This is a genomic window from Flavobacterium maritimum (assembly GCF_040049085.1).
GTDB classification, from domain to species: Bacteria; Bacteroidota; Bacteroidia; order Flavobacteriales; family Flavobacteriaceae; genus Flavobacterium; species Flavobacterium maritimum.
Window position 1 is genome coordinate 472,118 of the sequence record NZ_JBDLZY010000001.1, and the last position, 26,079, is coordinate 498,196.

A 26,079-nucleotide genomic window follows, 5' to 3' on the forward strand; every position below is an offset into this window, starting at 1 on the left:
TTAAAAGATATAAAATATGTTTAATAAATTTATACAAAGACCAGTACTATCGATTGTAATATCGCTAGTAATTGTCTTTTTAGGGGTATTGGCAATGACTAGTTTGCCAGTAACACAATTTCCCTCTATTTCGCCGCCAAAAGTAAACATCACGGCAGATTATCCGGGTGCTAATGGTGAATTGATGGTTAAAGCGGTGGTTATTCCTATCGAAAGGGCTATCAATGGAGTACCTGGAATGAAATACATTACATCTGATGCTGGAAATGATGGGGAAGCATCTATTCAAGTAGTATTTAATCTGGGTACCGATCCTAACCAAGCGGCTATTAATATACAAAATCGTGTAGCTTCTGTAATTAATAAATTACCGCCATTAGTAGTGAGAGAAGGTTTGAAAATAACGCGTGAAGAGCCTAACATGCTTTTGTATGTTAACTTATTTAGTACAGACAAAAATTCAGATCAAAAGTTTCTTTACAATTATGCCGATATTAATATCCTTTCCGACTTAAAACGTGTAAACGGAGTAGGTTTTGCTGATATTTTAGGAAATCGTGATTATGCGATGCGAATTTGGTTGAAACCTGATCGAATGTTGGCGTACAAAATATCTGCTGAAGAAATCATGGAATCATTAAGCAACCAGAGTTTGGAAGCTTCACCAGGTAAAACAGGAGAAAGTTCAGGTAAAAGATCTCAGGCATTTGAATATGTATTAAAATACAAAGGAAGATACACTACCAAAGAGGGGTACGAAAATATAGTGGTACGATCTAATGCCAATGGAGAATTACTTCGATTGAAGGATGTTGCCGATGTTGAATTTGGAAGCTCCATGTATGACATTTATTCGAGTATCGACGGAAAACCATCTGCAGCTATTACGATTAAACAATCCTATGGTAGTAATGCCAGTCAGGTAATTAAAGATGTTAAAGCAAAGTTGGAAGAATTAAAAAAATCATTTCCAAAAGGAATGGATTACGAAATTAGTTATGACGTATCTAAATTCCTGGATGCTTCAATCGAAAAAGTAATTCATACGTTGGTGGAAGCTTTTATATTGGTAGGTTTAGTAGTATTCTTGTTTCTGGGAGATTGGCGATCAACCCTTATTCCTGCTATTGCAGTACCGGTATCATTAATTGGTACGTTTGCTTTTATGCAGCTTTTTGGAATTACAATCAACCTGATTACTTTATTTGCGCTTGTTTTGGCAATTGGAGTTGTTGTTGATGATGCCATTGTAGTGATAGAAGCCGTACATGCCAAAATGGAAGAAGAACATCTTTCTGCCCGAAAGGCGACTAAGAAAGCGATGACGGAGATAGGTGGAGCTATTATAGCCATTACTTTTTTGATGGCTGCGGTTTTCATCCCTGTTGCATTCATGTCAGGGCCTGTTGGAATTTTTTACCGTCAGTTTTCGATTACTATGGCTACCGCAATTATTCTTTCGGGTGTTGTAGCCTTAACATTGACTCCAGCATTGTGTGCTTTGATGTTGAAAAACAATCACGGAAAAGAGCGACCAAAAAATTTAGTCAATCGATTTTTAGATGGCTTTAATAATAAGTTTAATAATTTATCTGAAGGTTACCAAAAGGTATTAACTACTTTCATTAATAGGAGATCGGTATCCATTGGGGTTTTATTAGCATTCTGTACCGGGATATTTTTTATAAACAACAGTCTTCCTTCTGGATTTATTCCAAGTGAAGATCAAGGGATGTTTTATGCTATTATCCAAACTCCTCCAGGTTCTTCATTAGAAAGAACCAATCAAATAGCTGAAAAACTTCAAAAAGTAGCCGAAAAAATAGAAGGAGTAAAATCTGTATCTGCTTTGGCGGGATATGAAATTCTAACAGAAGGAACAGGAGCCAATACAGGAACCTGTTTGATAAACTTAAAAAACTGGGAGGATCGTCATCAAAATGTTGAAGAAATCATCAAAGAGTTGGAGGAAAAAACCAAGGATATTTCAGGAGCTACAATAGAGTATTTTCAGCCCCCAGCCGTTCCAGGATATGGAGCCGCAGGTGGTTTTGAATTGCGATTACTGGATAAAGCGGGTTCCGGGGATTACAAAAAGATGGAAACCGTAAGTAAAGACTTTGTTCGGGAATTGAAAAAACGTCCTGAACTAACTTCAGTGTTTACTTTTTATAGTGCTAGTTTTCCGCAATATATGCTCGATATCGATAATGATTTAGCACAGCAAAAGGGCGTGAGTATAGAAAATGCCATGAATACTTTATCTACACTTGTAGGAAGTAATTATGAAACCAATTTTATTAAATACGACCGTCAATACAAGGTAATTGTGCAAGCTTCGCCAGAATATAGAGCACTTCCGGAAGATATTTTGAAATTGTATGTCAAGAATGACAGAGACGAAATGGTGCCTTTTTCTGCTTTTATGAAAATGAAAAAAGTATATGGTTTGTCTGAAATTACAAGACACAACATGTATAATGCTTCCGAAATAAGTGGGGCTCCTGCTATTGGTTACAGTAGTGGAACAGCCATTGAAGTGGTAAAAGAAGTGGCGGCAAAAACACTTCCTAGAGGTTTTGGTATTGATTGGGCAGGTATTTCTGCCGATGAGGTTGCCAGAGGAAACGAGGCTATTTATATATTCTTAATATGTCTTGGCTTTGTGTATTTGGTACTTGCGGCGCAATATGAGAGTTTTATTTTGCCACTTGTTGTTATTTTATCCCTACCGGCAGGTATTTTTGGAGCCTTTTTATTCTTAAAATTATTTGGGCTTGCCAATAATATCTACGCTCAGGTAGCTTTTGTAATGCTCATAGGTTTGCTAGGTAAAAATGCCGTATTAATTGTAGAGTTTGCAGCCCAAAAACACAGTCAGGGAGTGTCTGTGCTCGATGCGGCAATGCAAGGAGCAGCTGTGCGTTTCCGCCCTATTTTAATGACATCCTTTGCTTTTATAGCAGGTTTGATTCCTTTGGCTATAGCCTCTGATCCGGGAAAAATTGGAAACAGAACATTAGGTTCTGCAGCTGCAGGAGGAATGCTGATTGGTACTGTCTGTGGGGTGTTAATCATTCCGGGATTGTATTACATTTTTGCAAAAATTTCTGAAAAACATAAGTTTTCTAAGCATGAAGACGAAAATCCATTTACTGAATATTTGAATCACAATGAATAAAATAAAATCCTATAAATATATTATCCCGTTAGGCATTTGTCTGGCGGTGGCAAGTTGTGCTCCGGCTCTCGTTCCTTTGGCTGAAACGAAAGCTGTTCCAGAATCTTTTGATAAGAGTACCGATACGACTAATACATCTACGACTCCTTGGCGTACCTATTTTAAGGATCCATATCTGATAAATTTGATTGACACTGCCTTGAAAAACAATCAGGAATTACAGATTACTTTGCAGGAAATTGAAATCGCTAAAAACGATATTCGTGTGAGGAAAGGTGCTCTTTTGCCAATTGTTGGTGTTGGTGCAGGAGCAGGGATTGAAAAAGTGGGAAGATATACCAGTCAGGGAGCTGGAGATGCTTCAACTGAAATTAAGCCTGGCAAGGAAATGCCAGATCCTTTGGGTGATTTTAAATTAGCTGCCTATGCGAATTGGGAAGTGGATATCTGGAAAAAATTGCGCAATTCCAAGAAAGCGGCAGTAAGCCGATATTTATCGACTGTTGAAGGTAAAAATTTTGTCATTACGAACCTCATCGCAGAGGTGGCTGATTCTTATTACGAATTGGTGGCGCTAGACAGTCAGTTGGAGATTGTAAGACAGAACATTGCATTGCAGACAAATGCTTTGGGAATCGTAAAAATTCAAAAGGAAGCGGCTAGAACAACCGAATTGGCCGTTCAGAAATTTCAGGCTGAGGTAATGGCTTCCAAAAGTATGGAGTTTGATATTCTTCAAAGCATAAAAGAAATGGAGAATAAAATCAACTTCTTGTTGGGGCAGTATCCGCAGGAAATAAAAAGGGACAGAAGCAACTTCGTGAATTTAATGCCTTCGGTAATCAATTCAGGGATTCCTTCTCAACTGTTGGCCAACCGTCCGGATATCAAACAAGCCGAACTGGAACTGGAAGCCGCAAAACTGGATGTAAAAGTAGCGCGTGCCGAGTTTTATCCGTCACTCGATATTTCGGCAGCGATTGGATTCAATGCCTTTAAACCGTCATACTTGTTCACACTTCCAGAGTCGCTACTGTATTCATTAGCCGGAGATGTGGCCGGCCCTTTGATTAACAGAAATGCAATCAAAGCGGAGTATAGTACTGCCAATGCACGACAGCTTCAGGCTTTGTACAACTATGAGCGCACCATTCTAAATGCGTATCTGGAAGTATCCAGCCAGCTTTCTAAAATCAGTAATCTTGAAAAAAGCTACGACCTGAAATCACAACAGGTGGAGGCAATGAATCGCTCGATTGACGTTGCGGGTGATTTGTTCAAGTCGGCCAAAGCGGATTATTTTGAAGTACTGATGACTCAACGAGATGCATTGGAATCAAAACTCGAATTGATAGACACCAAAAAAGAGCAACTGAATGCTTCGGTTCATATGTATAGAGAATTGGGAGGAGGATGGAAATAGAAATAAGTAAATAGAGTAAAATCAAAGAGCCGGCATATATTGACCGGCTCTTTTTTATTGACTAATTATAAACTGCTATTCCTGTCAACCAAGGAGTTTTTGCGTAATCCCAAACTTTTGAATTTAATCCGATAAAATTTTTATCGTACATTAATGGTAAAGTTTTTTTTCTGATATCATTATCTCTAAAGGTTTTATTATTATGCTTTTACAGCTATTTTTGGTTGTTTTTCTGTTTCTATTTATTTGTATGAACTTGTGTATACTCCTCATCTGTTACAGCTTCTAACCAAACGGGAACACCATTTTGGGTATTTGTTATTGCTACTTGAACAAAATAGGTATCAGCACTTGCACCATGCCAATGTTGAATGTTTGGTGGACATTTTATAACATCACCTTTTCGAAGTACTTTTTTAGGTTGCCCTTTTTCCTGATAATATCCAACTCCATCGGTTGCTAGCAAAATTTGTCCGCCCGGATGAAGATGCCATTTTGTTCTTGCTCCAGGTTCAAAGGTTACATTTCCTACAGAGGTTGGATTAAGACTATCAGCAGCTATCAGCATTTGTAAATAAGCTGTACCTGTAAAATTAGCATTGGTGATTTTTTCTCCTTTGGGGAAAATGATTGATTTCTGTGATTTGGTTTCTGTTGAAAGTGTTGATTTATTTTGTGCTTTACAAGATGTTAGTCCAATCATTATGCTAGTTAAGGATATTGTTAAAGTACGTTTCATAAAATTTACTTTTTTGATTAATGCTGTTTTAAATTATTTTTTAATGGCTTCCAATTTTACTACTACAGAATCAGATCCGTTTAGCGCATCAATTCCGTTTTCTAATCGTGCCAAAACTATAAGACCAGCTTTGATTGTGCTATTGTCCTGATTGTAGAAAATGGCTAATCCGCCTCCCAACCAATAGGAAATGTCACCTACCTGAAAAGTTGTTTTTACGGTACCTTCTTTTGAAATTCCAGATAATGAGCAGTATTTTTCCCGTCCTTTCAAATCCATCATAGTGACGGTTAATGGTAGCTGTTTAATAAAATCCTGAGTTGCTTTACTATCAGTAAACTTTGCATATAACACACTTTTGCCTACGGTGATTTTCAGTTGAAGGCTATCCATTTTATAATTTTCATTTATTGCAATAGTGTCTGATGATCGTGCTCCTTTGTTAGCTGTATTGCAAGCAAATAAAGACGTAACTGCTATGCAAAAAGTAATTAAACAAGCTGTTGCTTTTTGTTTCATCATTTTAAATTTCAAAGATTAATTTGATAAAAATTCACCAATTTATTTACTGCTTGTAATACATATTCGGGTTTCCAATAGGTTTGGATATGGGTAGCTCCATTAATAAGAAATAATTCTTTGTTTTTGGCATTGGTAGCTTTGTTAAATGCATCGTCAGTCATATAAAAAGTATCGGCTTTACTACCAGCTATCATTAATAATGGTTGGTTTATGAGGTCCATATTGGTGCTGGCATCAAATGTCATTAAATCCATCAGACTACTCATAGTATACCTGAATGTGGAATTGGGGTGTGCATGTGTTCTGTTATAGTAATAATGACCTTCACGATAAAGATCAAACGGCATTTTGTCTGCCATTTCATCGGTTATTTTTGTGTCACCAGCATAACGTATCACTCCTCCAGAAGCTTCTAATGCTCGTGCATCTGACGCTTGTTTTAATCGTTCTTGGATCGTTGAAAATTGTGAGTTCATAAAACCGTTGCGTCTTACTACACCCGAATTGAACATGCTTAATGTCGCAATTGCTTTAAATCGTTTATCTGACTGGGCTGCCTTTAAAGAATAACCTCCGCCGCCGCAAATTCCGAGTAATCCAAGTCTTGCTGGATCAACACCTTTATATTGAGAAATAAAATCGGCCATTGCGTGTATATCTTCAATTCGGTTTGCCGGTTTATCCACATTACGAGGCTCTCCGCCACTACCGCCTTGGTATGCTGCATCTGCCGTGATCGTAATATAGCCCTGTTCTGCTAAACGTTGAGCATATAAACCTGCCACCTGTTCTTTTACACCCCCATTAGGATGCGCAATAACTAATGTCGGATATTTTTTTGATGAGTCAAAGTTAGCAGGCGTGTAAACATTAGCAACTATTGTAATATCTTTAATTTTATAGCTGACAGGATGAATGTTTACTTCTCCTTTTACATTTTCTGTAATAGCACCATCATATACTAAGGTATATGGGTTTTGCTTTTTTTCCTTTTGGGTAGTTTGAGCATTTGACATATCTGTAGCCGCTATTGACATTACTAAAGCGGTTATTATTGATAATTTTTTCATTTCTTCTATTTTTAAATTATTGAGACTATCTGCTTTTCAACACTTCGTTTACAACTTCTTTTGCAGCTTTGGTCTTTTTTGTCCCTATGATTGGTTTGATTACGCCTATAAATTCTTTCAATTGTTCAGGGGATATGCCTACATTGAGAGAAATTGACAAATGCCCCTTTAGCATTGGTTCAGCATCACCAATCGCACTGATAACGGAAATAGTAACCAATTCTCTTTGCCTGTAGGTTAAAACATCTCTTTCAAAAATATCTGCAAACAAATGTTCCTTAAGAAAAGTATCTATTGTCGGCGCAAAAGCTGAATATCCCGTAAGTGCATTTGATTGAGGCGTTTTGGTAAGTTGTTCCAAAATCTTTTTACCCCTTTGATATTTGTTGCCATCCTCTCTGATTGGAGAAGCTTCTTTACCTGGCTCATCAATAATACCTTTTGCTTTTCGTTCGTTAAGCACTTCCATAAAAGTTTGTAATCCTCTTATACTTCTTGGAAAACCGCAATAGGCATAGGTGTGAATCAATACTTCTTTTACTTCATTCACGGTAAGTCCCGCTTCAAGACCTGTATTTAGCTCCGTTTTTAGTTTTTTTAAATCGCCTTTAGCTGTAAGCGATGCAATGGTAATAATACTTTTTTCCTTCCCACTTAATTTTGTATCAGTTGATTCTATATCTTGTGCTTTAGTATAATTAGAAAATAATGCAAAACTTAATACCATAACTTTAAAACTGAAAATTCTAAATTGCTCCATAATTATTCTTTTATTACTTGTCTAATCCCTTTTCCTTTAGCCATTTACTCATAAGATCGGCAATCTCAATATTATTTAAGTCTGAAAAAGGGAAATGCGTATTGCCTTTAACTCCTATTTCCGGTAAATGAATTACAGTGACGTCCCCTCCGTATTTATTGACTTTGTCTCGCCATAAACGCGCCATTTCGAGGCGTATTCTCCATCCGTCTGCCCCAGGATTGTTGGAAGGACTTTCAGGAATATTATCGCCATAATAAATAATAATAGGTATTTTGGTCAGCTGCATAAAGTCTTTCATTGGAACCGAACTTGCTTCTAGGGAACCTGCCGAACTTGTTAAAGGGGATGGCACTTCGCCTTCAGGAAATAAGAATCCACTACCTGGTTCGTAGGACACTATTGCTTTAACGGTTTGGTTTTTCACAGCAGTGAGCCATCCCATACCACCAGAATGGGAATGTGTGACCAAAATTGCGGGACCTATTCTATTAAATAATGCGGAAACCGCATCCGAATTAACATTAGTATCGATAGCACCAATGTTTGGTGTCATAGAGCGGAAGTACTGATTGAGTGTATTTGAATCTCGAGCAAATTGGACACCTTCAAAATAATCGGGCCATACCCCAACACGGAAGACATCGAACCATTGCTGTTCATCCGGAGTTGGATTAATAGCAGCAGCTACAGTACTTCTACCGGCATTACCTCTTCTTGGTTGATCAATCACATAAACAGGAAAGTTTCTACGGAGAAAAATATTTTGGTATCCTTCTCGTCCGTCAGGCGTGCTTTCCCATGTTTTAGAAAACTGACCTATGCCATGCCACATCACCAATGGAAACTTACGGGCATTTACCGGAATTTGATAAAAAACATAGGCGTGGTCTCCTCGAAAAGTTTGTCCTTCAGGAGTGGGTTTATAAGGGTCGAATGTGCCAGGATTGGTAATGATAGTTCCTCCAACAGCAAAACTTCCTTGCTCTTCAATCAGTAACGGTTTTTGTTTTGTGCTTTTTTGTGCATAAAATGAGGAATTGATCATCAAAAACAAACAAAGGATACTCCACAGTCTAATTACTTTCTTTTCCATTATCATTTATTTTAATTTATATTTTCAAGTTTGCAATCTAATTTTTTTTATTGCTATCAAATGTTTTTTCTATCACATCTAGTCTTGCTTTTCTATGATCGAAAAAATTACCTGCCGACCCATCTTGCGTAAACTCAAAAACCTCATTTTTAGTGCTATCATATACAGGCCAAAGCGGTAGTCCCTTTCCATTTGGATTACCCGTTTTAGCAAAGTTAACCCAATAGGCATTCATAATTTTACCTACTTCTTTATCTTTCCCAGTAAAAATAACACCATTGCGTTCCGCCAGATTATCAAATACATAAGCAATTTCAGAGGCATGAGCGGCACCGTATCGCATCCAATCTTTCATGGAAACAGGCACATAAGAGAAGAGATACAAATAAACAGGTGTTGATTTAGAAGTAAATGCTCTAGCAGTAAAACGGGCAGGCTCCGCCCAAACTTTATCGGTATTAACTAATGTCAACATCTTAGCAAAATCAGTATTGCCATCAGAATCGTAGGCTGCAATGGCCTCCTCTTTATAGTTGCCAAATAATGACAGTAATTCCTCTTTTGAATTGGCGTTAACAAAGCCTGCAGGTACTTCTGCACTATTTGACCCAATAATAATGGGAACATTTGGTTGCCTGCCTGCCTTGTAAGAACTCTCGGCAGTCTCCGTTACCAAACGGCCGTCATGTATTGGTCCTGGATAAGTTATAGGACCACCCTGTCCAGCAGTTTCTTCTCCGCCATCAATAATTTCAGCAGCACTTAATGCTCTTAGCTTGTTGAGGGCTTCGTCATTATCACCTTCAATATTGTATCTTTTGGCAAAGTTAAGTCCGATAGTTTCAGCCGAAACAGGATAATGAATATCTGCATTTTCTTTATCAATTGGACGAGCTGTTAGTACACCATCACGTCCACCTCCTGACTCAATAATTGCTTTGTTAAATAAACCCTTTGCTGCAGGTATTGTCAAAAGCGAATGTACCGACACGCCACCGGCAGACTCGCCAAAAATGGTTACATTTTTGGAATCGCCTCCAAACTCAACGATATTTTCTTTAATCCACTGTAATGCAGCAATCTGATCCATGTAGCCATAATTACCTTTATAGTCATTTGGGTTTTCTTTGCTTAAAGCGGGAAATGCAAAAAAGCCAAGACGCCCTAAACGATAATTAAAAGAAACGAGTATAACGTCCTGCTTTGCAAACGATGCTCCTGTAAACCCATTTCCACCACCACTGCCACCTACAAATGCGCCTCCGTGAATCCATACCATAACAGGCAATTTTGATTTTTTTGTTGCTGTAGCGGGTGTCCAGATATTGAGAAACAAACAATCTTCAGATGAATTTTGGGACATGCCGGCACCACGAGGCCAACTCGCCTGCGGACAATCAGCACAAAATTTACTTACATCTTTCACTCCCTTCCAAGCAGTCACTGGTTGTGGAGGTCGCCAACGATTTACACCCACTGGTGGCGCCGCATAGGGGATACCTCTGAATATAGAGATGCCTTCTTCTGTTACACCGCGAACAATTCCTGAATTCGTAGGAACTTCCCTTGTAAGAGTCTGTGAAACTGCTTGTTGCGCGTTTACCTGAGTAGTACAATAAAATAATGTAATTGCAATCAATATTTTTTTCATCGTTAAAATTTTATTGCCCAGGTGTCATTAGCTTAGTGAACGACAATGAGCCAAGTTTCCAGCCCTCATTTTCTTTTATGTATACTTCCGTTACAATAAACGGATTGGTTACTTCATTTCCTCCTACTACCGCTAATAGTGTAATTTTGTTTAAAAGGATAGCGGTATTACCGATAATGTTTACTGACACTTCGTGAACATCTGCTTTCTTGTAATGAATACCTCCACTTTTAATCACATTGATTTCTTGGGTTTTTCCCCAACTTCCCCCCATATGAACAAAAACCGATTTATCATCAAACAATGGCGTAAGTTTATCGACATTTTTATCGGCCATCCATTGCCATTTATCTTTAGAAAGCTGAATCACTTCCTGTTCAGCAGCAGTATTTTGAGCAAAGGACTTGTTTGCAAATAGAATGAGTATAAGTAGTCCGAGAATTGACTTTTTCATAGTGCTATTAATTTTTAATTAGTTTTTTTCTTTTTTTCCTATTTCTGAATTTGATGGGTGTCTCGCACACTACTGAATGTTAATGCTAAAAGTTTCCAATCTTTACCTTCCTTTTGATAGACTTCTGTTACAGTAAATTCAGTCGCTACTTCAGTACCTCGGACAATAGCCTCAAGCGTAATTCGGTTCCAAACGATGGCTGTTTTTTTGAAAATTTCTACTGCTACATCATGAACCTTAGCATTCTTATACCAAATTCTACCCGTTTTAATAATGTCGAGTTCTTCGTCTTTTTTCCAAGTGCCACTCATATGGACAAATTTTGATTTGTTGTCAAAGAGTGATTCCAGTTTGTCTACATTCTTATCAGCCATCCATTGCCATTTATCTTTAGAGAGTTGAATGATTTCTTGTTCAGCGCCTGTGTAATTCGTAACAACTGTACTAGTTTTATTTTCTTGAGCCACGGAATATTGTAAACTTCCTATTACAAATAGTCCTAGAATTAATTTTCTCATATCATCTAATTTAAGATTAAATTGTGGTTTTTAATTTTATTTCTTCTTTAATGGTGCCTCCACTTCAGAAAAAGCTTGGACAAAGGCAGGCAATCGTTCTCCCAGAATTTGAATAGCATCCAATTGTTTATTGAAATCCTTTAATTCAGCTGTGGTAAATTTTACATTTTGAGCTCCAATATTTTCCAACATGTGGGCCATCTGTGTCGTGCCTGGTATTGGAACAATCCAAGGCTTTTGTGCTAGTAGCCAAGCCAGCGAAATTTGGGCAGGAGTGGCCTGTTTTTGTGCCGCCCAGTTTTTTAATAAATTTACGAGGGCCAAGTTGTGGGGCAAATTCTCAGGTGAGAAACGAGACTCATTTCCACGGATATCACCTTGAGCGAAACGTGTATCGGCATCAATGACACCAGTTAAAAAACCCACTCCAAGCGGACTCCAGGGAACGAATCCGATACCTAATTCTTGACAAAGCGGTAGGATTTCCTTTTCCGGACCACGCCATAACATTGAATATTCATTTTGAATAGCAGTAACAGGATGAATGGCATGTGCTCGTCTTACGGTTTGAGATCCCGGCTCGGACAATCCGTAATGCAATATTTTACCTTCTTTTATCAAATCCTGAATGGCTCCAACTACATCTTCAATAGGAACTTGCGGATCTACACGGTGTTGATACAATAAATCTATTCTATCAGTGCGAAGTCTTTTAAGCATTCCTTCCACTACCATTTTGATGTGTTCAGGACGACTGTTTAATCCAGGTAGTCTCTTGCCAGTTTCCTGGTCAATATTCCAGCCGAACTTCGTTTCTATAACTATTTTATCACGGAAAGGCGCAATGCCTTCTCCAAGAATTCGCTCCACTTCAAAAGGGCCATAAGCCTCGGCTGCATCAAATAGGGTGACCCCTTTATCAAAGGCTGTTCGAATGATATTGAGCATTTCTGGACGAGAGGGGACAGTAGTTTGATACGTGCGGCTCATGTTCTGAACGCCCAGTCCTATGCTGGAAACTTCAAGAGAAGCACCAAGTTTTCGCTTGTTAGACAATGGTTGAAGGTAATCATTTTTTAAATGATTATCTTCTGATTTTATAGTTTTTGCTAATGAATCAAAAGGTAGTATAGCGCTTCCAGCCAATGCTAATCCTGCGGTTTTTAAAAGATTTCTACGATTCATAATTATTTTTTTAGAACTACTGTTATTTTATAACGCTACTTTATACTCGCTTAACCATTTTACCATATTAGGGTCTCTGTGGTCAAAAAATAAGCTTTCTTTTGTGTCTAGAGTCTGAATCATTTGCATCTCATCTTCTGATAATTCAAAATCGAAAATATTGAAATTCTCAAGCATTCTTTCTTTTCGTACTGATTTTGGAATAGCAACAATATTTCTTTGAATCAGCCAACGAAGAATAATTTGCGCGACGCTTTTGTCATGTTTATTGCCAATTGAAATCAACAAGTCATTATTGAATATGTTATTTTTTCCTTCGGCAAAAGGCCCCCAAGATTGCATTTGAACATTATTATCTTCTAGGAAGCTTTGAGTTGTGATTTGTTGATGAAATGGATGAGTTTCAATTTGATTGATTGCAGGTGTAAATCCACTGTTTATTATCAAATCCATTACTCTGTCCGGATGAAAATTAGCGACACCAATTGCTCTGATCTTACCTTCGGTATATAATTCTTGCATAGCTCTCCAAGATCCAAAAATGTCTCCATAGGGTTGATGAAGAAGATATAAATCCAGATAGTCTAATTGTAATAGATCTAATGATTTTTGGAAGGCGGCTTTTGTTTTTTCATAACCAACATCTTGAACCCATACTTTTGTGGTTATAAACAATTCTTCTCTTGGGACACCGCTTTTCTTAATGGCATTACCCACAGCTGCTTCATTCATATACGAAGCAGCTGTATCGATTAAACGATAGCCACAATCGATAGCTTCTAATACTGCTTTTTCACATTCGATAGGATTTGGAATTTGGAAAACACCGAATCCTAAAATTGGCATTTCTACTCCGTTGTTTAATTTTATGTTTTTCATGATTTTTTTAATCTAAAGTTACTATAAATTCCACAAGCAATTAGGATAACTTATATTACTGTGCAAATTTCCGCACTGAAAATGAGGTTGTTGGTATATGAATTACTGATTGTACTACCAATATTACTGATTGTGCTAACTATATGGTAATTGATATATCTAAATACATAAATTTGTATTATAAAATGAAAATGATCATGAACAAAATAGTCAAGTTTAATACAATTAGCGAGTATAATGCATTTAATAATTGCGAAACTTTACATCCATTAGTAAGTGTTATTGATTTTTCAAAAGCAAACGAAAGATCTTGGGAAGGTGAAAAGACCGTTAGAATTTATTATGGATTTTATTGCATCTTTTTGAAAGATATAAAATGTGGTGATCTGCGTTATGGTTGTAATTACTATGACTATCAAGAAGGCACATTGGTTTTTGTTGCGCCAGGGCAAATAATGGAAGTAGAGACTGATGGTAAAGTATATCAGCCAAAAGGATATGCCTTAGTATTTCATCCTGATTTAATACATGGCACTTCTCTTTCTAAAAGTATAAATGATTATAATTTTTTCAGTTACAATGCAAATGAAGCATTGCATTTATCAGAACGTGAAAGACAAATTGTTTTAGACTCTTTTTCAAAAATTCACTTAGAATTACAACTTGGAGTCGACAAGCACAGTAAGAAACTTATTGCTTCAAATATCGAATTGTTTTTAAATTATTGTGAGCGATTTTATGATAGACAATTTATAACAAGAGAAAATATTAATAAAGGAATATTAGAGAAATTCGAAGAGATACTAAATACCTATTTTACTTCTGATAAACCCAACGCTTTTGGTTTACCATCAGTTGCCTATTGTGCCGATGAACTGCATTTGTCAGCCAACTATTTTGGGGATTTAATAAAAAAAGAAACGGGTAAATCGGCTCAAGAATACATTCAAAATAAAATAATTGATGTAGCTAAAAATCAAATTTTAGGAAACAATAAAACTGTAAACGAAATCGCTTATGAGTTGGGTTTCAAATATCCGCAACATTTTTCCAGATTATTTAAGCAAAGAGTTGGATATACACCTAATGAATATCGAAATTTGAATTAAAAATCTTCTTTATAATGAGCTAACAAGATGCATGTATATGCGTTAAGGATCACAAGAAAAAAGTCGATTGAATATCTATTAAATGTATGAATCCATCTCTATTAGTGGTTCGAATATTTTATTAAAAATTACTTCTGCAATTACTTTTTTAGCTCTTTTAAAAAAAATAGTACCTGAAAATTATACAAGTAAATAAAATCATTTTTTACAAATGAAAAACCGACAAAATATATGAAAGTATACTTTGTCGGTTTTGTGATTCTGTGGGACAATTTCCGAACCATTTTATGGATGATTTGAAGAAACTGGCCTCTTTCTAATAATATTTTTTTAAATAAATCGTAGAAATGTATTTTAAAAGCGGTTTAATGTCCCGTAAAGGATATTTCTAATTCAGTCCTATAAATTTAGAATAATTCTTACAAAATATAAAAAATACCTGTAGATATTAACTGTCTTATTTTTAGTAATTTAAAATTTTGAGTTAATTTAATTAACTTTTTTTTTGCAAAAAAAACAGTTAAAATTTGGGGGTTCATGTTTTTAATATACTTTTGTTCTATCAAATTAGTAGAATTTAAAATAAATTAAATGCAAGAAAAATTAAAGACTATCAAACACATTTCATTTTTGAACAAGCAAGAACTATTCGGCAATTTATGCTTTATGACTTGCCACCGTTAAAAATCCTTCAATCTCTAATTCATACAAATTTTTAATAAGATGGATCCTTAATTTCAGGTTGAAATCTTATGAAGACTAATTAAATAATAATAATCCAAAATAAATAAAATGAAAAAACGAATGCATTGTAGATAAAAAAACCATTTCTGCTGGAACAGAAATGGTGAAGCTTAAAGAATTGTACATCTCTATAAGGAAAGCGTGAATGGAGTAAATCCGTTTTCGGCTCACCTTATTTATTAAACTAAAACAAAGTAATGAAAAAAAAATTAAATAGATATGCATGGTTTTGCATTTTGTTGATTTCCATAGGTATTAGAGCACAAGAGGCCAAAGCGTTAATCCAGTCCAAACTAGACGGAAAAGTAATTGATGCTGTTACAAAGGAGCCTGTTATCGGTGCTTCAGTAAACATTAAAGGGACGACACACGGGGTGATAACAGATACAGAAGGGAAATTTTATTTCCAAACAGGACAAAAGTTTCCTTATACGCTAATAGTAAGTTATATGGGGTATAAAAAAACGGAAACTGTTGTTAGTGACAATTCAGTTACCATTACTCTTTCTGAAGATCAGAATGTGTTGTCAGAAGTAGTCGTTACCGCATTAGGTATTTCGAAAGAAAAGAAATCTTTGGGATACACTACCCAATCACTTAAGGGTAAAGATTTGGAGAATACAAAAGAAACGAATTTTTTGAATAGTCTTACTGGTAAATTGGCAGGAGTGCGTATCACCAATTCGCAGGGTGATATGGGATCTTCACGTATTGTTATTCGTGGTGAAACATCTATAGCTGGAAATAACCAACCACTATTTGTGGTGGATGGAGTCCCGGTAGACAATTCGCAGTTGAACTTTGGTGGAGCCACCCGAGATTTCAAGAATGCGATTGCCGATTTAAATCCCCACGATATTGAATCATTAAGTGTATTGAAAGGCCCTAATGCTGCCGCTCTTTACGGATCGCGTGCTGCGCATGGCGTTGTTCTTATAACTACAAAATCGGGAAAAGGTCAAAAGGGACTGGGCGTAAGCTTGAGTTCTGGTATAACGATCTCTAAAGTGGCTACTTTACCCGATTTTCAAAATACATTTGGACAGGGATCAAACGGAAAGTTTAGCTATGTAGATGGTAAGGGAGGTGGTGTTAATGATGGGGTTGATGAAAGTTGGGGGCCTAAAATGGATGGACGCCTTATTCCTCAATTTTATTCAAATGGTGAAGCTGTGCCTTTTGTGGCTCATCCTGATAATGTGAAGGATTTCTTTAATACCGGTTTTACTTTTGATAACAGTATTTCTGTGGCCAAATCAGATGAAAAATCAGATTTCCGCTTAGGAGTAAATAATCAAAAACAATTAGGAACAGTGCCTAACAGTGAAGTAAACAAAACCAACTTTACTATTAACTCTAATTACCAATTATCCAAAAATATAAAAGTAGGTGTAAATGCCAACTATATTGTTACGGATGCTCCTGCTCTGCCGGGTGGACCATCGGGTAACCGTGCCGCCGGTGTGATGCTACAGTTTCTTTGGTTCGGACGCCAAGTAGATATCAATCAGCTTGAAAATAACAGAGATGTCAACTGGAACAACAGCTATTACAGCAATCCGTATTGGAATGCTTATTATAATACTACCAGTCAGCAGCGCAACCGTTTGATAGGCGATATCCATTTGGATGCAAAGATTATCGATGGGCTTAATTTTAAATTCCGTACTGGGGTTGACTATTATAACGACCGCAGAAAATACACGATTAAGTATGGTACAAATGGCACTCCTTACGGATCGTATGCTGAAGACGCTTATACTGTAGACGAAAGAAACACAGAGGGTATCTTTCAATATACCAAAAAACTGAACGAGGATTTTAGTTTGGACGCTCTTGCCGGATTTAATGTGCGCAATCGCAGCGATGCAAACAATTATCAAAAAGCACCACGTCTTGCTGTGCCCGATTTATATACCTTGACCAATTCGAGAGATCCGCTAACTTCATCGAACTCATTCTCAAAATTGAAAGTATACAGCGTGTATACTTCAGCACAACTGGGTTATAAAAATTATGCGTTTTTAAACCTCACTGCCCGTAATGACTGGTCATCGACATTACCAAGCAGTAACCGCTCTTATTTCTATCCTTCGATTAATGGTAGTTTAGTATTATCCGACGCCTTGAATCTGAAAAGCAATACGCTCGACTTCTTGAAGTTAAGAGGGGGCTGGTCGGAAGTAGGTAATGATGCTGATCCGTATCAATTGTCTACGGTTTACAATTTTCAAACCGCATTTGACGGAAATCCGATTCAAACCTCTTCACAGAAGAAACTCAATGAGAACTTGAAACCGGAAACAACCCGCTCTACCGAAATTGGTATAGAATCCTCTTTCTGGAAAAACAGACTGCATTTTGATGTTGCGTATTATAATACCAATAGTTTTGACCAGATTCTGGAGATAAAGACAACTGCTTCAAGCGGATATAATTCGCAATTAATCAATGCAGGCAAAATAAACAACCATGGTGTAGAAATTCAATTGGACGGAAGTCCTATTCAGACTGAAAATTTCAAATGGAATGTAGGCGTAAATTATTCAAAGAATATAAGCAAAGTAGAGATTCTTGACTATGATGGAAAGATTAAAAACTACACAATTGGTTCTTCAGGAGGTGTTGATGTATTGGCATCGGTAGGACAAGCTTATGGTGCACTTTACGGTACAGCTTATCAGCGAGACGCAAGCGGAAATATAGTAGTAGGTGCTAATGGATTGCCGAAAGCTGATCCGCAAAAGAAAGTATTGGGACATTATACCCCTGACTATTTAGGCGGTGTTACAAACACATTAACCTACAAAAATCTTGAATTTTCATTCCTTATAGATGCCAGTGTAGGAGGAGAGATTTTTTCTGGAACGAACAGAACTGGTAATTATACAGGTGTACTGGCCCAAACAATGCAAGGTCGAGATGCAGCCAATGGTGGATTAAGTTATTATTATCCAGGCAGCAGTACCGCCAATGCGAAAACATTGCTAACAAGTGCAACAGCTCCAAATGGAGAAACTGTATATGATGATGGGGTTATCTTTGACGGAGTATATGCTGATGGAACTGCCAATACTAAAGTGATTAGTGCACAGGAATATTACAAATCGTCGTACAATATCAGCGAAGCCTATATTTACAGTTCCACTTATGTAAAACTAAGAGAAGTAAAACTTACTTACAATTTGGATAGGAAACTAGTTAAAAAGCTAGGATTTGAAGGAGCAAGTATTACCGCCGCAAGTCGTAACCTGTTATTTATTTACAAAGATGTGCCAAATATCGATCCGGAAGCAGCTTTCAATACAGGAAATGCACAAGGGTTGGAGAGTCTATCCTTGCCAACTACCAGAAATTTTAGCCTTAATGTTAATCTTAAATTTTAAAAACACGAAATCATGCTAAAAAAACTATCATATATAACTCTATTCGCATTATCACTGATCTCTTGCAGCGATACCTTGGATGAGATTAATAAAAATCCAAATGCAACTGAAACACCATTGGCGCCTTACCTGTTGACAGGAACATTAAAGCAGGGTGCTGACTTATATTGGGGGGATGTGAATAACTTTAACTCGTCTTTGTTATTTGTTCAGCATTGGGCTAAAATCCAATATACCGAACCGGACAGATACGATGTATCCAACACTTCTTTCACTTCTTTGTGGAATACCGGATATGCTACCTTGATTACGGATTTGAACACGATTCTGAATTTTCCTGATCAGCAGGCAAATTCAAATTATAAAGGGATTGCATTAACCCTGCGTTCTTGGACATTCTTATTGCTGACAGATGCCTATGGAAGCATTCCTTATAAAGAAGCAGGTCTAAAAGTGACACCGGCATACAATACTCAAAAGGAAGTCTATACAGGATTACTTGAAGATTTGAAAAAAGCCCAGTCTTTGCTAGGATCAGCAAACGGAACTGTAACTGGTGATTTGGTTTATAAAGGCGATATTTCCAAATGGAAAAAGCTGGTGAATTCCCTTCGTTTGCGTATAGCGTTGAGAATTTCGGACAGAGAACCTGCGTTGGCGAAGCAAGCCGCGATTGAGGCTACAACCGATGCTGCAGGAGTACTTAGCAGCAACAGTGATACCTTTAAGTTTACTTACATCAGTTCACCTCAGCAGAACCCAGCATCGGCATGGTTTGAAACCCGTGATGATTTTCGTATTTCGAAAACATTGGTTGATAAGTTAAATGAGTTATCCGATCCGCGTTTACCCGTTTATGCTCAGTTGCCATCAGATGCAAGTGTAGGTAAATATGTTGGAGCTGCCAATGGATTGTCAAATAGTGATGCCAATAGTCAGGGATTTGCTAAAACATCAAAACCGGGTACTTACTTCTTGACCTCGTCATCACCGGCTGTAATTGTTTCTTATTCTGAAGTGTTGTTCAATCTAGCCGAAGCAGCAGCCCGTGGTTATATTGCCGGAGATGCAGAGCAACTTTATAAAAATGCAATTACCGCATCGTTCAATCAATTTGGTATTACCGATGTAACAATTATTTCTAATTATCTGAATCAGTCATCTGTGAAGTACGATGCAGCAAATTATGCCAAGTCAATAGGTACGCAAAAATGGATTGCATTCTTTGGACAAGGTCTTGACGCCTTTACTGAGTGGAGAAGACTTGACTATCCGGTGTTGACAGCCGGTCCGGCTACGGTTTTGGATGGACAGATACCTTTGCGTTTCTTTTATCCAGGTACAGAACAGTCGTTGAACGGAGTTAGTTATCAGGCCGCAGTATCTGTTCAGGGAAAAGACTTGCTTACTACAAAACTATGGTTTGATGCAAATTAAGGCGGGTTCCGAAAGGGATATTCAGCTTTAGCTCTCAATAGTAAATAAATCAAACTTGTACTAGACTGAATATATTGTCATTCGAAGAAGATAAGAGTCAACCAGTAGTTGCTATCCAGAAGATAAACTGATTAACTGAACAGAAATTTTTTTTTTCAAAGCCCTGCATCAAACCATTGGTGCGGGGCTTTTTGTTTTTAATTGATGGGTTACGGTGGAAAAAACGTTTAAATTGATCAAAGTTTTTTAGCATAAGGTTATCATCACTTCAGGACCAAATCTTTTCAATACAAACTGATTGTGCTTTGAACAAATTGACAAGTAGCAAACTCATTAAATATAGAGCGAAAAAGCATAAAAAAATCCCATTTCGTTAGAAATGGGATTGTAAGATTGTGACCCTCTTGGTACAAAATTCGAACCTTTTATTGGAAGATTTAAAGAATTTAAGCGAAATCTAGATTCAAGAAATCCTTTTTGTTCCCTAGCGGGTAATCTTGAAAAATCTAATGAATTTTTGGAAGATTATTATAAAATTGTTAGTGAAAATGGTGGGCTTTAAAGCAAGTGAATTTTTAAATTCTACTTCTTTATCTGTTCCCATTATTATTAATGATTTTCGTAGCGAACAACACAGTTGAACCCATGACCTTAAGAATATGAAAATTGAAATTTGATCTTATTTATTTGTTAACTAATTGATTATTAATTTTTGCTTTTGGCAGAAATCGGTTTTGCTGTATTTTTTGCCTTTTCCTCACTTCTTTTCCTCACTTGAGCTTCGTTATAGTTAATTGACAAAACAATAGTTCTAGTATATTTATTAATCTCATATATGGAACGGAGAAACAGATTCCGTAGCCTTTTTAACAAACCCCAATAAACACATTACTTTAAATGCTTTTCTAAGATCACGTACACCTTTAGGTACGCTCACAAAATTTTATATTTATTTATAAAGATTACTATTTTAATAATTAACTTTTACTAGACTTAATGAATAGGATTCGAACCTTAAGCTTGAAACCCGCATATTTTCTGCATTTTTTTTTTTCGACCTAGTACGCCACGATGTTGCCACGAAACTAAAAACATCAATTTATAACTATGACAATTTGTTTTAAATGAGTACTATAGTTCTATTTTGAAATCAAATTTAAGTAATTCCTTTTTGATAAAAACATAAAATAAACAGCCTTAACTTTTTGTGGTAAAAAAGGTATACCTTCCATTTATATTTATTCTGATAAATGCAATTCTTTGACTTCTATACTATTGCTGGCTCCATTGATATATTCTGGAAGTCTCAGGAACCATTTAGATTAGTCTTTGTGTAAGAAATAAGTTTTAATAGCTAGTTATAAAGAGTAGGCTTGTAATGTTTTTTTTGCCCATTTTCCCCAGTCTTTCAAAGCATCCAAAAGTATTTTGTTTAGTCCTTTATTGTCAGTAGGTTTACCTTTAATTGGTGGGGCTAAATCTTTGTCAGAAACTGGAATTTCTGTAACTTTTGTCGCAAACCATGTCATATTTTCATGTGGCAGGGCCAATCCCAAAATTGTTCCGGGTAATCCTGTAAAAGATTCAGGGCCACCACCAAATGGAATTTGAATAGTGTAATAGGCAACAACATAAACAGAATCGAGAACTATAGCATTTGCTCTGCGGCATTCATAACCTGCAATTTCTCTTGTTTCATCGGTAATTTTCCAATCAATTTTGCGTAAACTGTCTTTAACTAAGTATAAATCGTCATAAACATTTTTTTGTGTAATACTGGTTTTTGTATCAAGATCTGTGGCGATAACATTTTTTAAATTAGCCATTGCATCGTCAGCAATCCAACTGTTGCTTGCTGATTGATTTGTTTCATCCCATTTGTATAAACTCTTGTTTTTTGAAAAACTGAGAATGCTTTTTGTAGTTTTAAATTGTGGATTGGTTTTTTTATAACTTTCAAAAGCAGCTGGATAATAACTATCAGTTTCTCCTTTTATTTTTTTTGTAATCAATGCATACATATTCGATTTTTTCTCAAATTCGATTACGCCATTTTGTACAAAGTGGTCATTTTGTGCAAAAGTATTGCAACTTGTCAATACAATTATTAAAATTAAGATGCGATTTATTATTGTTTTCATGGTTTTAGTTTTGTTTAATTTCTCCTCCGCCCATTTTGCTGAAATCCCAGCTTACAGAGAACATAATGTATCTTTGGATAGTGGTATAAGTACTTTGGTTGATATTTCCATTGAATGCAGAACGATTAAATCCAACATTTTGGTTCAAAAGATCTCTTCCCGTTATTGAAACTCTTAAATTATCTGATTTTAAGAATTTTTTGGTGATAGATGCATTCCAAATAAAACGTTCAAAAGTTTCCTGAATCACTTGCGTTTTTCCATTATATTGATAATTACCATCTGTGCTAATTTCTAGTTTGAAAGGTAATTCCATACTGGTCCAGAAATCTCCATTAAAACCCCAGCCATTACTATCACTATTTTCGTTAATGCTTGCATCAGCAACGTTGTAAGTAGGTCCGAAGCTGGTATTAAAATTGTATTTTTTTTCTTTATACTTTGATAAGTTTAAATTAAAGGAATAACTTGAATTTTTAGTTTGATTCAGTTTTGTATTGATGTAATTATAGTCTACATTTTTGTTGGCACTTAAACCAATTCCTGCTGTCATGTCTATGGCTTTGATTGTTTTGCCAAAATTAGTATTCAAATAATAACTTGTTGCAGCTTTGTTTTTTAGGTTTACAAATTGTGATATACTTTGTCCTCTATCATTTGTAACCACATTACTTATTATTGGATCTAGCGTAAAATTATACGATCCATTAACCGAAAAATATTGATTGCTAAGTACTTTATACGAATAATAATTTCCTCTAAAATTATTTCTAAAAGAAGGATCTAAATTTGGATTACCCAAAATCGTATTTAATTGGTTTAGATTATTTGGTATCGGCTGTATTTGATCTAGTGTCGGCTGGTCAGTGTTTCCGTTATACGATAGACGCAGTACTTCTCTTTGTTTAAAATTATATTGATAGTTTATCTGAGGTATATAGTTGATAAATTTTTGCTTAAAAGAACTATCTGTATAAACATCATATTGTTCAAAGTTTACACCACTAAATTTAGAACCAAAAGAAAAAACAGTTTTATTTTTTTTGTAATTAAAAATCGCTCCAAGTTGGTTTATCGTTTGGTCTAATTCATAATTATTACTAAAGATGGGATCCAAAACATTATAATCGCCATTTGAAGACAGATTAAAAGATTTACGATCAGCTTTTCCTTTACTATTGTTGAATCCATAATTAAGAATTACAGATAGACTTTTGGATAACGGTTCGGTATAGATTAAATTTGATTTAAAAGCTGTATTGCTAATATTGTTGACTTTATTTTGATCGACTACTTTGGTGCTATCTGGACTAATTACGGATGGTGTAAAAAATTCAGCTCTAGAATTTAAATAACCATCACTTTTGCTATCTGTATTTGATTGGCTTAAATTAAGAGATAATGTTCGGCCCGTTTTTTTAAGTCTTTTGGTTAATAAAGTATTTATATTAAATATTTTATCATCAACATCGTTTGTAGTTGTCTGTTTCAAATTATTCAATTGGTTACCTTGTTCGTCAGTACCTTTTCGCATTTCTGCATCACTTGAATTACTATTTTTAAATAATCCATCTACATTTAATTTTAAAGTTAAAGTAGTATCAATTTTAATTTCATAAGCTAGATCAAGTTTATTTTTAGTCATGTTTTTCTCAAAACTCTTGTCTGAAGTATTATAAATACTGCTAGAACTTAAATTTTGCTGGTTAATATCATTGCGATTTCCTGAAAGTTTGATATCGCCGATTTTATAATTTATATTGATAGATTCTTTATCGTTGTTCCATTTATTGTCAAAATGTATTCCGCCGGTTTGAGCTACTGGAATTCCTTCACCATTAAATTGTCCATCCCAACTATCTAATTCATCATTTCCATTGTTTGAAAAACTAATACCGCCGTCATCAGTTACTTGATAACTGCTTTGGCCATATTTATCTTTATCTCCCCATCCTAATCCTACTTGTCCTGTGTTGCCTAAAATGCCATAAGCTGCTAATTTTTTCTTATCCCAAAACTTATTAAACATGGCTTGACCTTTGTAAAAATTATCAGTTCCTCCTCCGAGTTCTACTTTCCCGAAATGACCATTTTTTTTGTCCTCTTTAAGTTTGACATTCAGCGTTTTGGTTTTCTGACCATCATCAATTCCTGTAAAAGCGGCTTGATCACTTTTTTTGTCGTACAATTGTACTTTATCAACCATGTCCGCACGTAGATTTTTTGTAACTAAAGTGGGATCATCACCAAAAAATTCTTCACCATCAACCAAAACTTTGGTTACAGTTTCGCCTTGAGCGGTAATTTTTCCATCCTTATCAATTTGTATTCCTGGGAATTGTTTTATCAGATCTTCCACTTTTGCATTAGGTTCTATTTTAAATGCTTTTGGATCAAATTCTAACGTATCCCCTTTGATTTTCATGGCGGCTCTATTGCCTTTTATAATTATTTCGGATAGTAATCTTCCTTTATCAGCCAAATTAATTTTACCATAATCTTTGATTAACTTTGTGGAATCAACAGAAAATTGATCTACAAAATCAGCATATTTGGGATAAGAAACCAATAAAATAAATTTACCGACTTTAATATTATTCAACTCAAAATAACCATTTTCTTTAGCTCTTGTAAATTTTACTAAAACAGAATCTTTAGCTCTTAATAAAGAGACTGATGCATTCGTTAAAGTAGAATTGTTTATAGTATCTGTTATATGTCCTTTAACTGTTCCTGATATTTGTGCCTGTAAAGTATTTGATAAAAAAAGAAAGCAACATAATAATAATAGAATTGTTTGTCTCATTAATTGGTTGTGGTTTTTTGAAAAGAGGCATTATAGTTCGATTCTATTTTTTGAGAAATAGAAATAAAATGCTCTTGTTGTGTAATTTGTTTTTTAAGTAAGCAAGATTGTAGATTCTAAAATAGAAATTGAAATAGCACCTTTTGATACAGGTTTGCTGAAGTATAGTGACTTGATTTTATGAAATTTAATTAATGATTGTTACTATAATAGTTAAATATAAATATAGTTCAAAAATAAGTAAAAATACTACAATATTAATAAAGACTTTACTTTTATTGTCATGATTAATTATTTATATTTAGAATCATGTTTTTTTGCCAATATTTTCAATGTTAAGTTGATCTTAAATTCTTGAATGGAGGTTCATCTACGTTGATTACGATTTCGTCCTGATTATCTGCAGAGTGCTGCTGGAACTACTAATATTATAGTTGGCTATGTTCTTCCATTTGATCTAATAAAATTATATAGTATGATAATGGACATGCAAACAAAAAGTAGAGACTAAGGTAATATCTTTAATAAAAAAAATGATGATCCTTGATGGAGTTCGAACCGAAATTGCCCTCAAATACTGACTTTGTAAAATAGAAAAAATTTCGAAAGGATTTTCGAACCATAAAAAAAAGCCTGAGAATCTATGTTCTCAGGCTTTTGCTTTTTTATAGTGACCACGGTGGGATTTGAACCCACACGCCCTTACGAGCACCACCCCCTCAAGATGGCAAGTCTACCGTTTCTCCACGTGGCCTTAAAAAAGAAAAGGTCAAGTAATAAATTACTCAACCTTTTGTGACCCGACTGGGGCTCGAACCCAGGACCCCATCATTAAAAGTGATGTGCTCTACCAACTGAGCTATCGAGTCATTGATTCAAGAAACTTATGCTTTGATCACAATTTGTGACCCGACTGGGGCTCGAACCCAGGACCCCATCATTAAAAGTGATGTGCTCTACCAACTGAGCTATCGAGTC

17 protein-coding genes and 3 tRNA genes are annotated in these 26,079 nt (G+C 35.7%); 5 read left to right on the forward strand and 15 right to left on the reverse strand.

Features of this window, described 5'->3' with window-relative positions:
* The first annotated feature begins 16 nt into the window (after window positions 1-16).
* The gene (locus tag ABEB23_RS02095; protein ID WP_348810719.1) at window positions 17-3,181 is read left to right on the forward strand and encodes an efflux RND transporter permease subunit; all 3,165 of its coding nucleotides are present in this window, start codon (window positions 17-19) and stop codon (window positions 3,179-3,181) included.
* Window positions 3,174-4,604 carry a TolC family protein gene (locus tag ABEB23_RS02100; RefSeq protein ID WP_348810720.1) on the forward strand — a complete coding sequence of 477 codons (1,431 nt, stop codon included), beginning with the start codon at window positions 3,174-3,176 and terminating at the stop codon, window positions 4,602-4,604. The genes ABEB23_RS02095 and ABEB23_RS02100 overlap by 8 nt, the downstream gene beginning before the upstream one ends.
* Before the next feature lie 238 nt (window positions 4,605-4,842).
* Here ABEB23_RS02100 and ABEB23_RS02105 read toward each other — a convergent pair whose 3' ends face one another.
* The 10 genes from ABEB23_RS02105 to ABEB23_RS02150 are packed head-to-tail and all read right to left on the reverse strand — an operon-like array spanning window position 4,843 to window position 13,478.
* Window positions 4,843-5,343 carry a cupin domain-containing protein gene (locus tag ABEB23_RS02105; protein WP_348810721.1) on the reverse strand — a complete coding sequence of 167 codons (501 nt, stop codon included), beginning with the start codon at window positions 5,341-5,343 and terminating at the stop codon, window positions 4,843-4,845.
* A gap of 33 nt (window positions 5,344-5,376) precedes the next feature.
* Entirely contained in the window at window positions 5,377-5,865 is a 489-nt protein-coding gene (locus tag ABEB23_RS02110) for a cyclophilin-like fold protein (protein ID WP_348810722.1), read from the reverse strand.
* An 8-nt stretch (window positions 5,866-5,873) separates the two neighbouring features.
* On the reverse strand, window positions 5,874-6,935 hold the full coding sequence (locus ABEB23_RS02115; RefSeq protein WP_348810723.1) for an alpha/beta hydrolase: 1,062 nt from the start codon (window positions 6,933-6,935) through the stop codon (window positions 5,874-5,876).
* Between the two features lie 25 nt (window positions 6,936-6,960).
* On the reverse strand, window positions 6,961-7,695 hold the full coding sequence (locus ABEB23_RS02120; protein WP_348810724.1) for a carboxymuconolactone decarboxylase family protein: 735 nt from the start codon (window positions 7,693-7,695) through the stop codon (window positions 6,961-6,963).
* A 13-nt stretch (window positions 7,696-7,708) separates the two neighbouring features.
* Window positions 7,709-8,791, reverse strand: coding sequence for an alpha/beta hydrolase (locus tag ABEB23_RS02125; protein ID WP_348810725.1), 1,083 nt, complete (start codon window positions 8,789-8,791; stop codon window positions 7,709-7,711).
* 37 nt (window positions 8,792-8,828) lie between these two features.
* The gene (locus ABEB23_RS02130; protein WP_348810726.1) at window positions 8,829-10,442 is read right to left on the reverse strand and encodes a carboxylesterase/lipase family protein; all 1,614 of its coding nucleotides are present in this window, start codon (window positions 10,440-10,442) and stop codon (window positions 8,829-8,831) included.
* A 10-nt stretch (window positions 10,443-10,452) separates the two neighbouring features.
* Window positions 10,453-10,896: a nuclear transport factor 2 family protein gene (locus ABEB23_RS02135; RefSeq protein WP_348810727.1), complete on the reverse strand. Its 444-nt coding sequence runs from the start codon at window positions 10,894-10,896 to the stop codon at window positions 10,453-10,455.
* A gap of 38 nt (window positions 10,897-10,934) precedes the next feature.
* Window positions 10,935-11,414, reverse strand: a complete 480-nt coding sequence (locus tag ABEB23_RS02140) for a nuclear transport factor 2 family protein (protein ID WP_348810728.1) — start codon at window positions 11,412-11,414, stop codon at window positions 10,935-10,937.
* Window positions 11,415-11,450: 36 nt separating this feature from the next.
* Window positions 11,451-12,599 carry an aldo/keto reductase gene (locus ABEB23_RS02145; protein ID WP_348810729.1) on the reverse strand — a complete coding sequence of 383 codons (1,149 nt, stop codon included), beginning with the start codon at window positions 12,597-12,599 and terminating at the stop codon, window positions 11,451-11,453.
* Window positions 12,600-12,626: 27 nt separating this feature from the next.
* Window positions 12,627-13,478 carry an aldo/keto reductase gene (locus ABEB23_RS02150; RefSeq protein ID WP_348810730.1) on the reverse strand — a complete coding sequence of 284 codons (852 nt, stop codon included), beginning with the start codon at window positions 13,476-13,478 and terminating at the stop codon, window positions 12,627-12,629.
* Between the two features lie 197 nt (window positions 13,479-13,675).
* On the opposite strand from ABEB23_RS02150, the gene ABEB23_RS02155 reads away from it, so the two are divergent.
* The 3 genes from ABEB23_RS02155 (at window position 13,676) to ABEB23_RS02165 (ending at window position 20,154) form a co-directional block, all read left to right on the forward strand.
* The gene (locus ABEB23_RS02155) at window positions 13,676-14,587 is read left to right on the forward strand and encodes a helix-turn-helix domain-containing protein (RefSeq protein WP_348810731.1); all 912 of its coding nucleotides are present in this window, start codon (window positions 13,676-13,678) and stop codon (window positions 14,585-14,587) included.
* A 941-nt stretch (window positions 14,588-15,528) separates the two neighbouring features.
* On the forward strand, window positions 15,529-18,717 hold the full coding sequence (locus tag ABEB23_RS02160) for a SusC/RagA family TonB-linked outer membrane protein (RefSeq protein ID WP_348810732.1): 3,189 nt from the start codon (window positions 15,529-15,531) through the stop codon (window positions 18,715-18,717).
* 12 nt (window positions 18,718-18,729) lie between these two features.
* Window positions 18,730-20,154: a SusD/RagB family nutrient-binding outer membrane lipoprotein gene (locus ABEB23_RS02165; RefSeq protein WP_348810733.1), complete on the forward strand. Its 1,425-nt coding sequence runs from the start codon at window positions 18,730-18,732 to the stop codon at window positions 20,152-20,154.
* A 1,358-nt stretch (window positions 20,155-21,512) separates the two neighbouring features.
* Here ABEB23_RS02165 and ABEB23_RS02170 read toward each other — a convergent pair.
* From ABEB23_RS02170 to ABEB23_RS02190, 5 genes are all read right to left on the reverse strand, one after another.
* The gene (locus tag ABEB23_RS02170; protein ID WP_348810734.1) at window positions 21,513-22,295 is read right to left on the reverse strand and encodes a GLPGLI family protein; all 783 of its coding nucleotides are present in this window, start codon (window positions 22,293-22,295) and stop codon (window positions 21,513-21,515) included.
* Window positions 22,296-22,299: 4 nt separating this feature from the next.
* Window positions 22,300-25,101, reverse strand: a complete 2,802-nt coding sequence (locus ABEB23_RS02175; protein WP_348810735.1) for an outer membrane beta-barrel family protein — start codon at window positions 25,099-25,101, stop codon at window positions 22,300-22,302.
* Between the two features lie 671 nt (window positions 25,102-25,772).
* Window positions 25,773-25,855 (reverse strand) — tRNA-Leu (locus ABEB23_RS02180).
* Window positions 25,856-25,897: 42 nt separating this feature from the next.
* A tRNA-Lys gene (locus ABEB23_RS02185) sits at window positions 25,898-25,970 on the reverse strand.
* Between the two features lie 36 nt (window positions 25,971-26,006).
* A tRNA-Lys gene (locus ABEB23_RS02190) sits at window positions 26,007-26,079 on the reverse strand.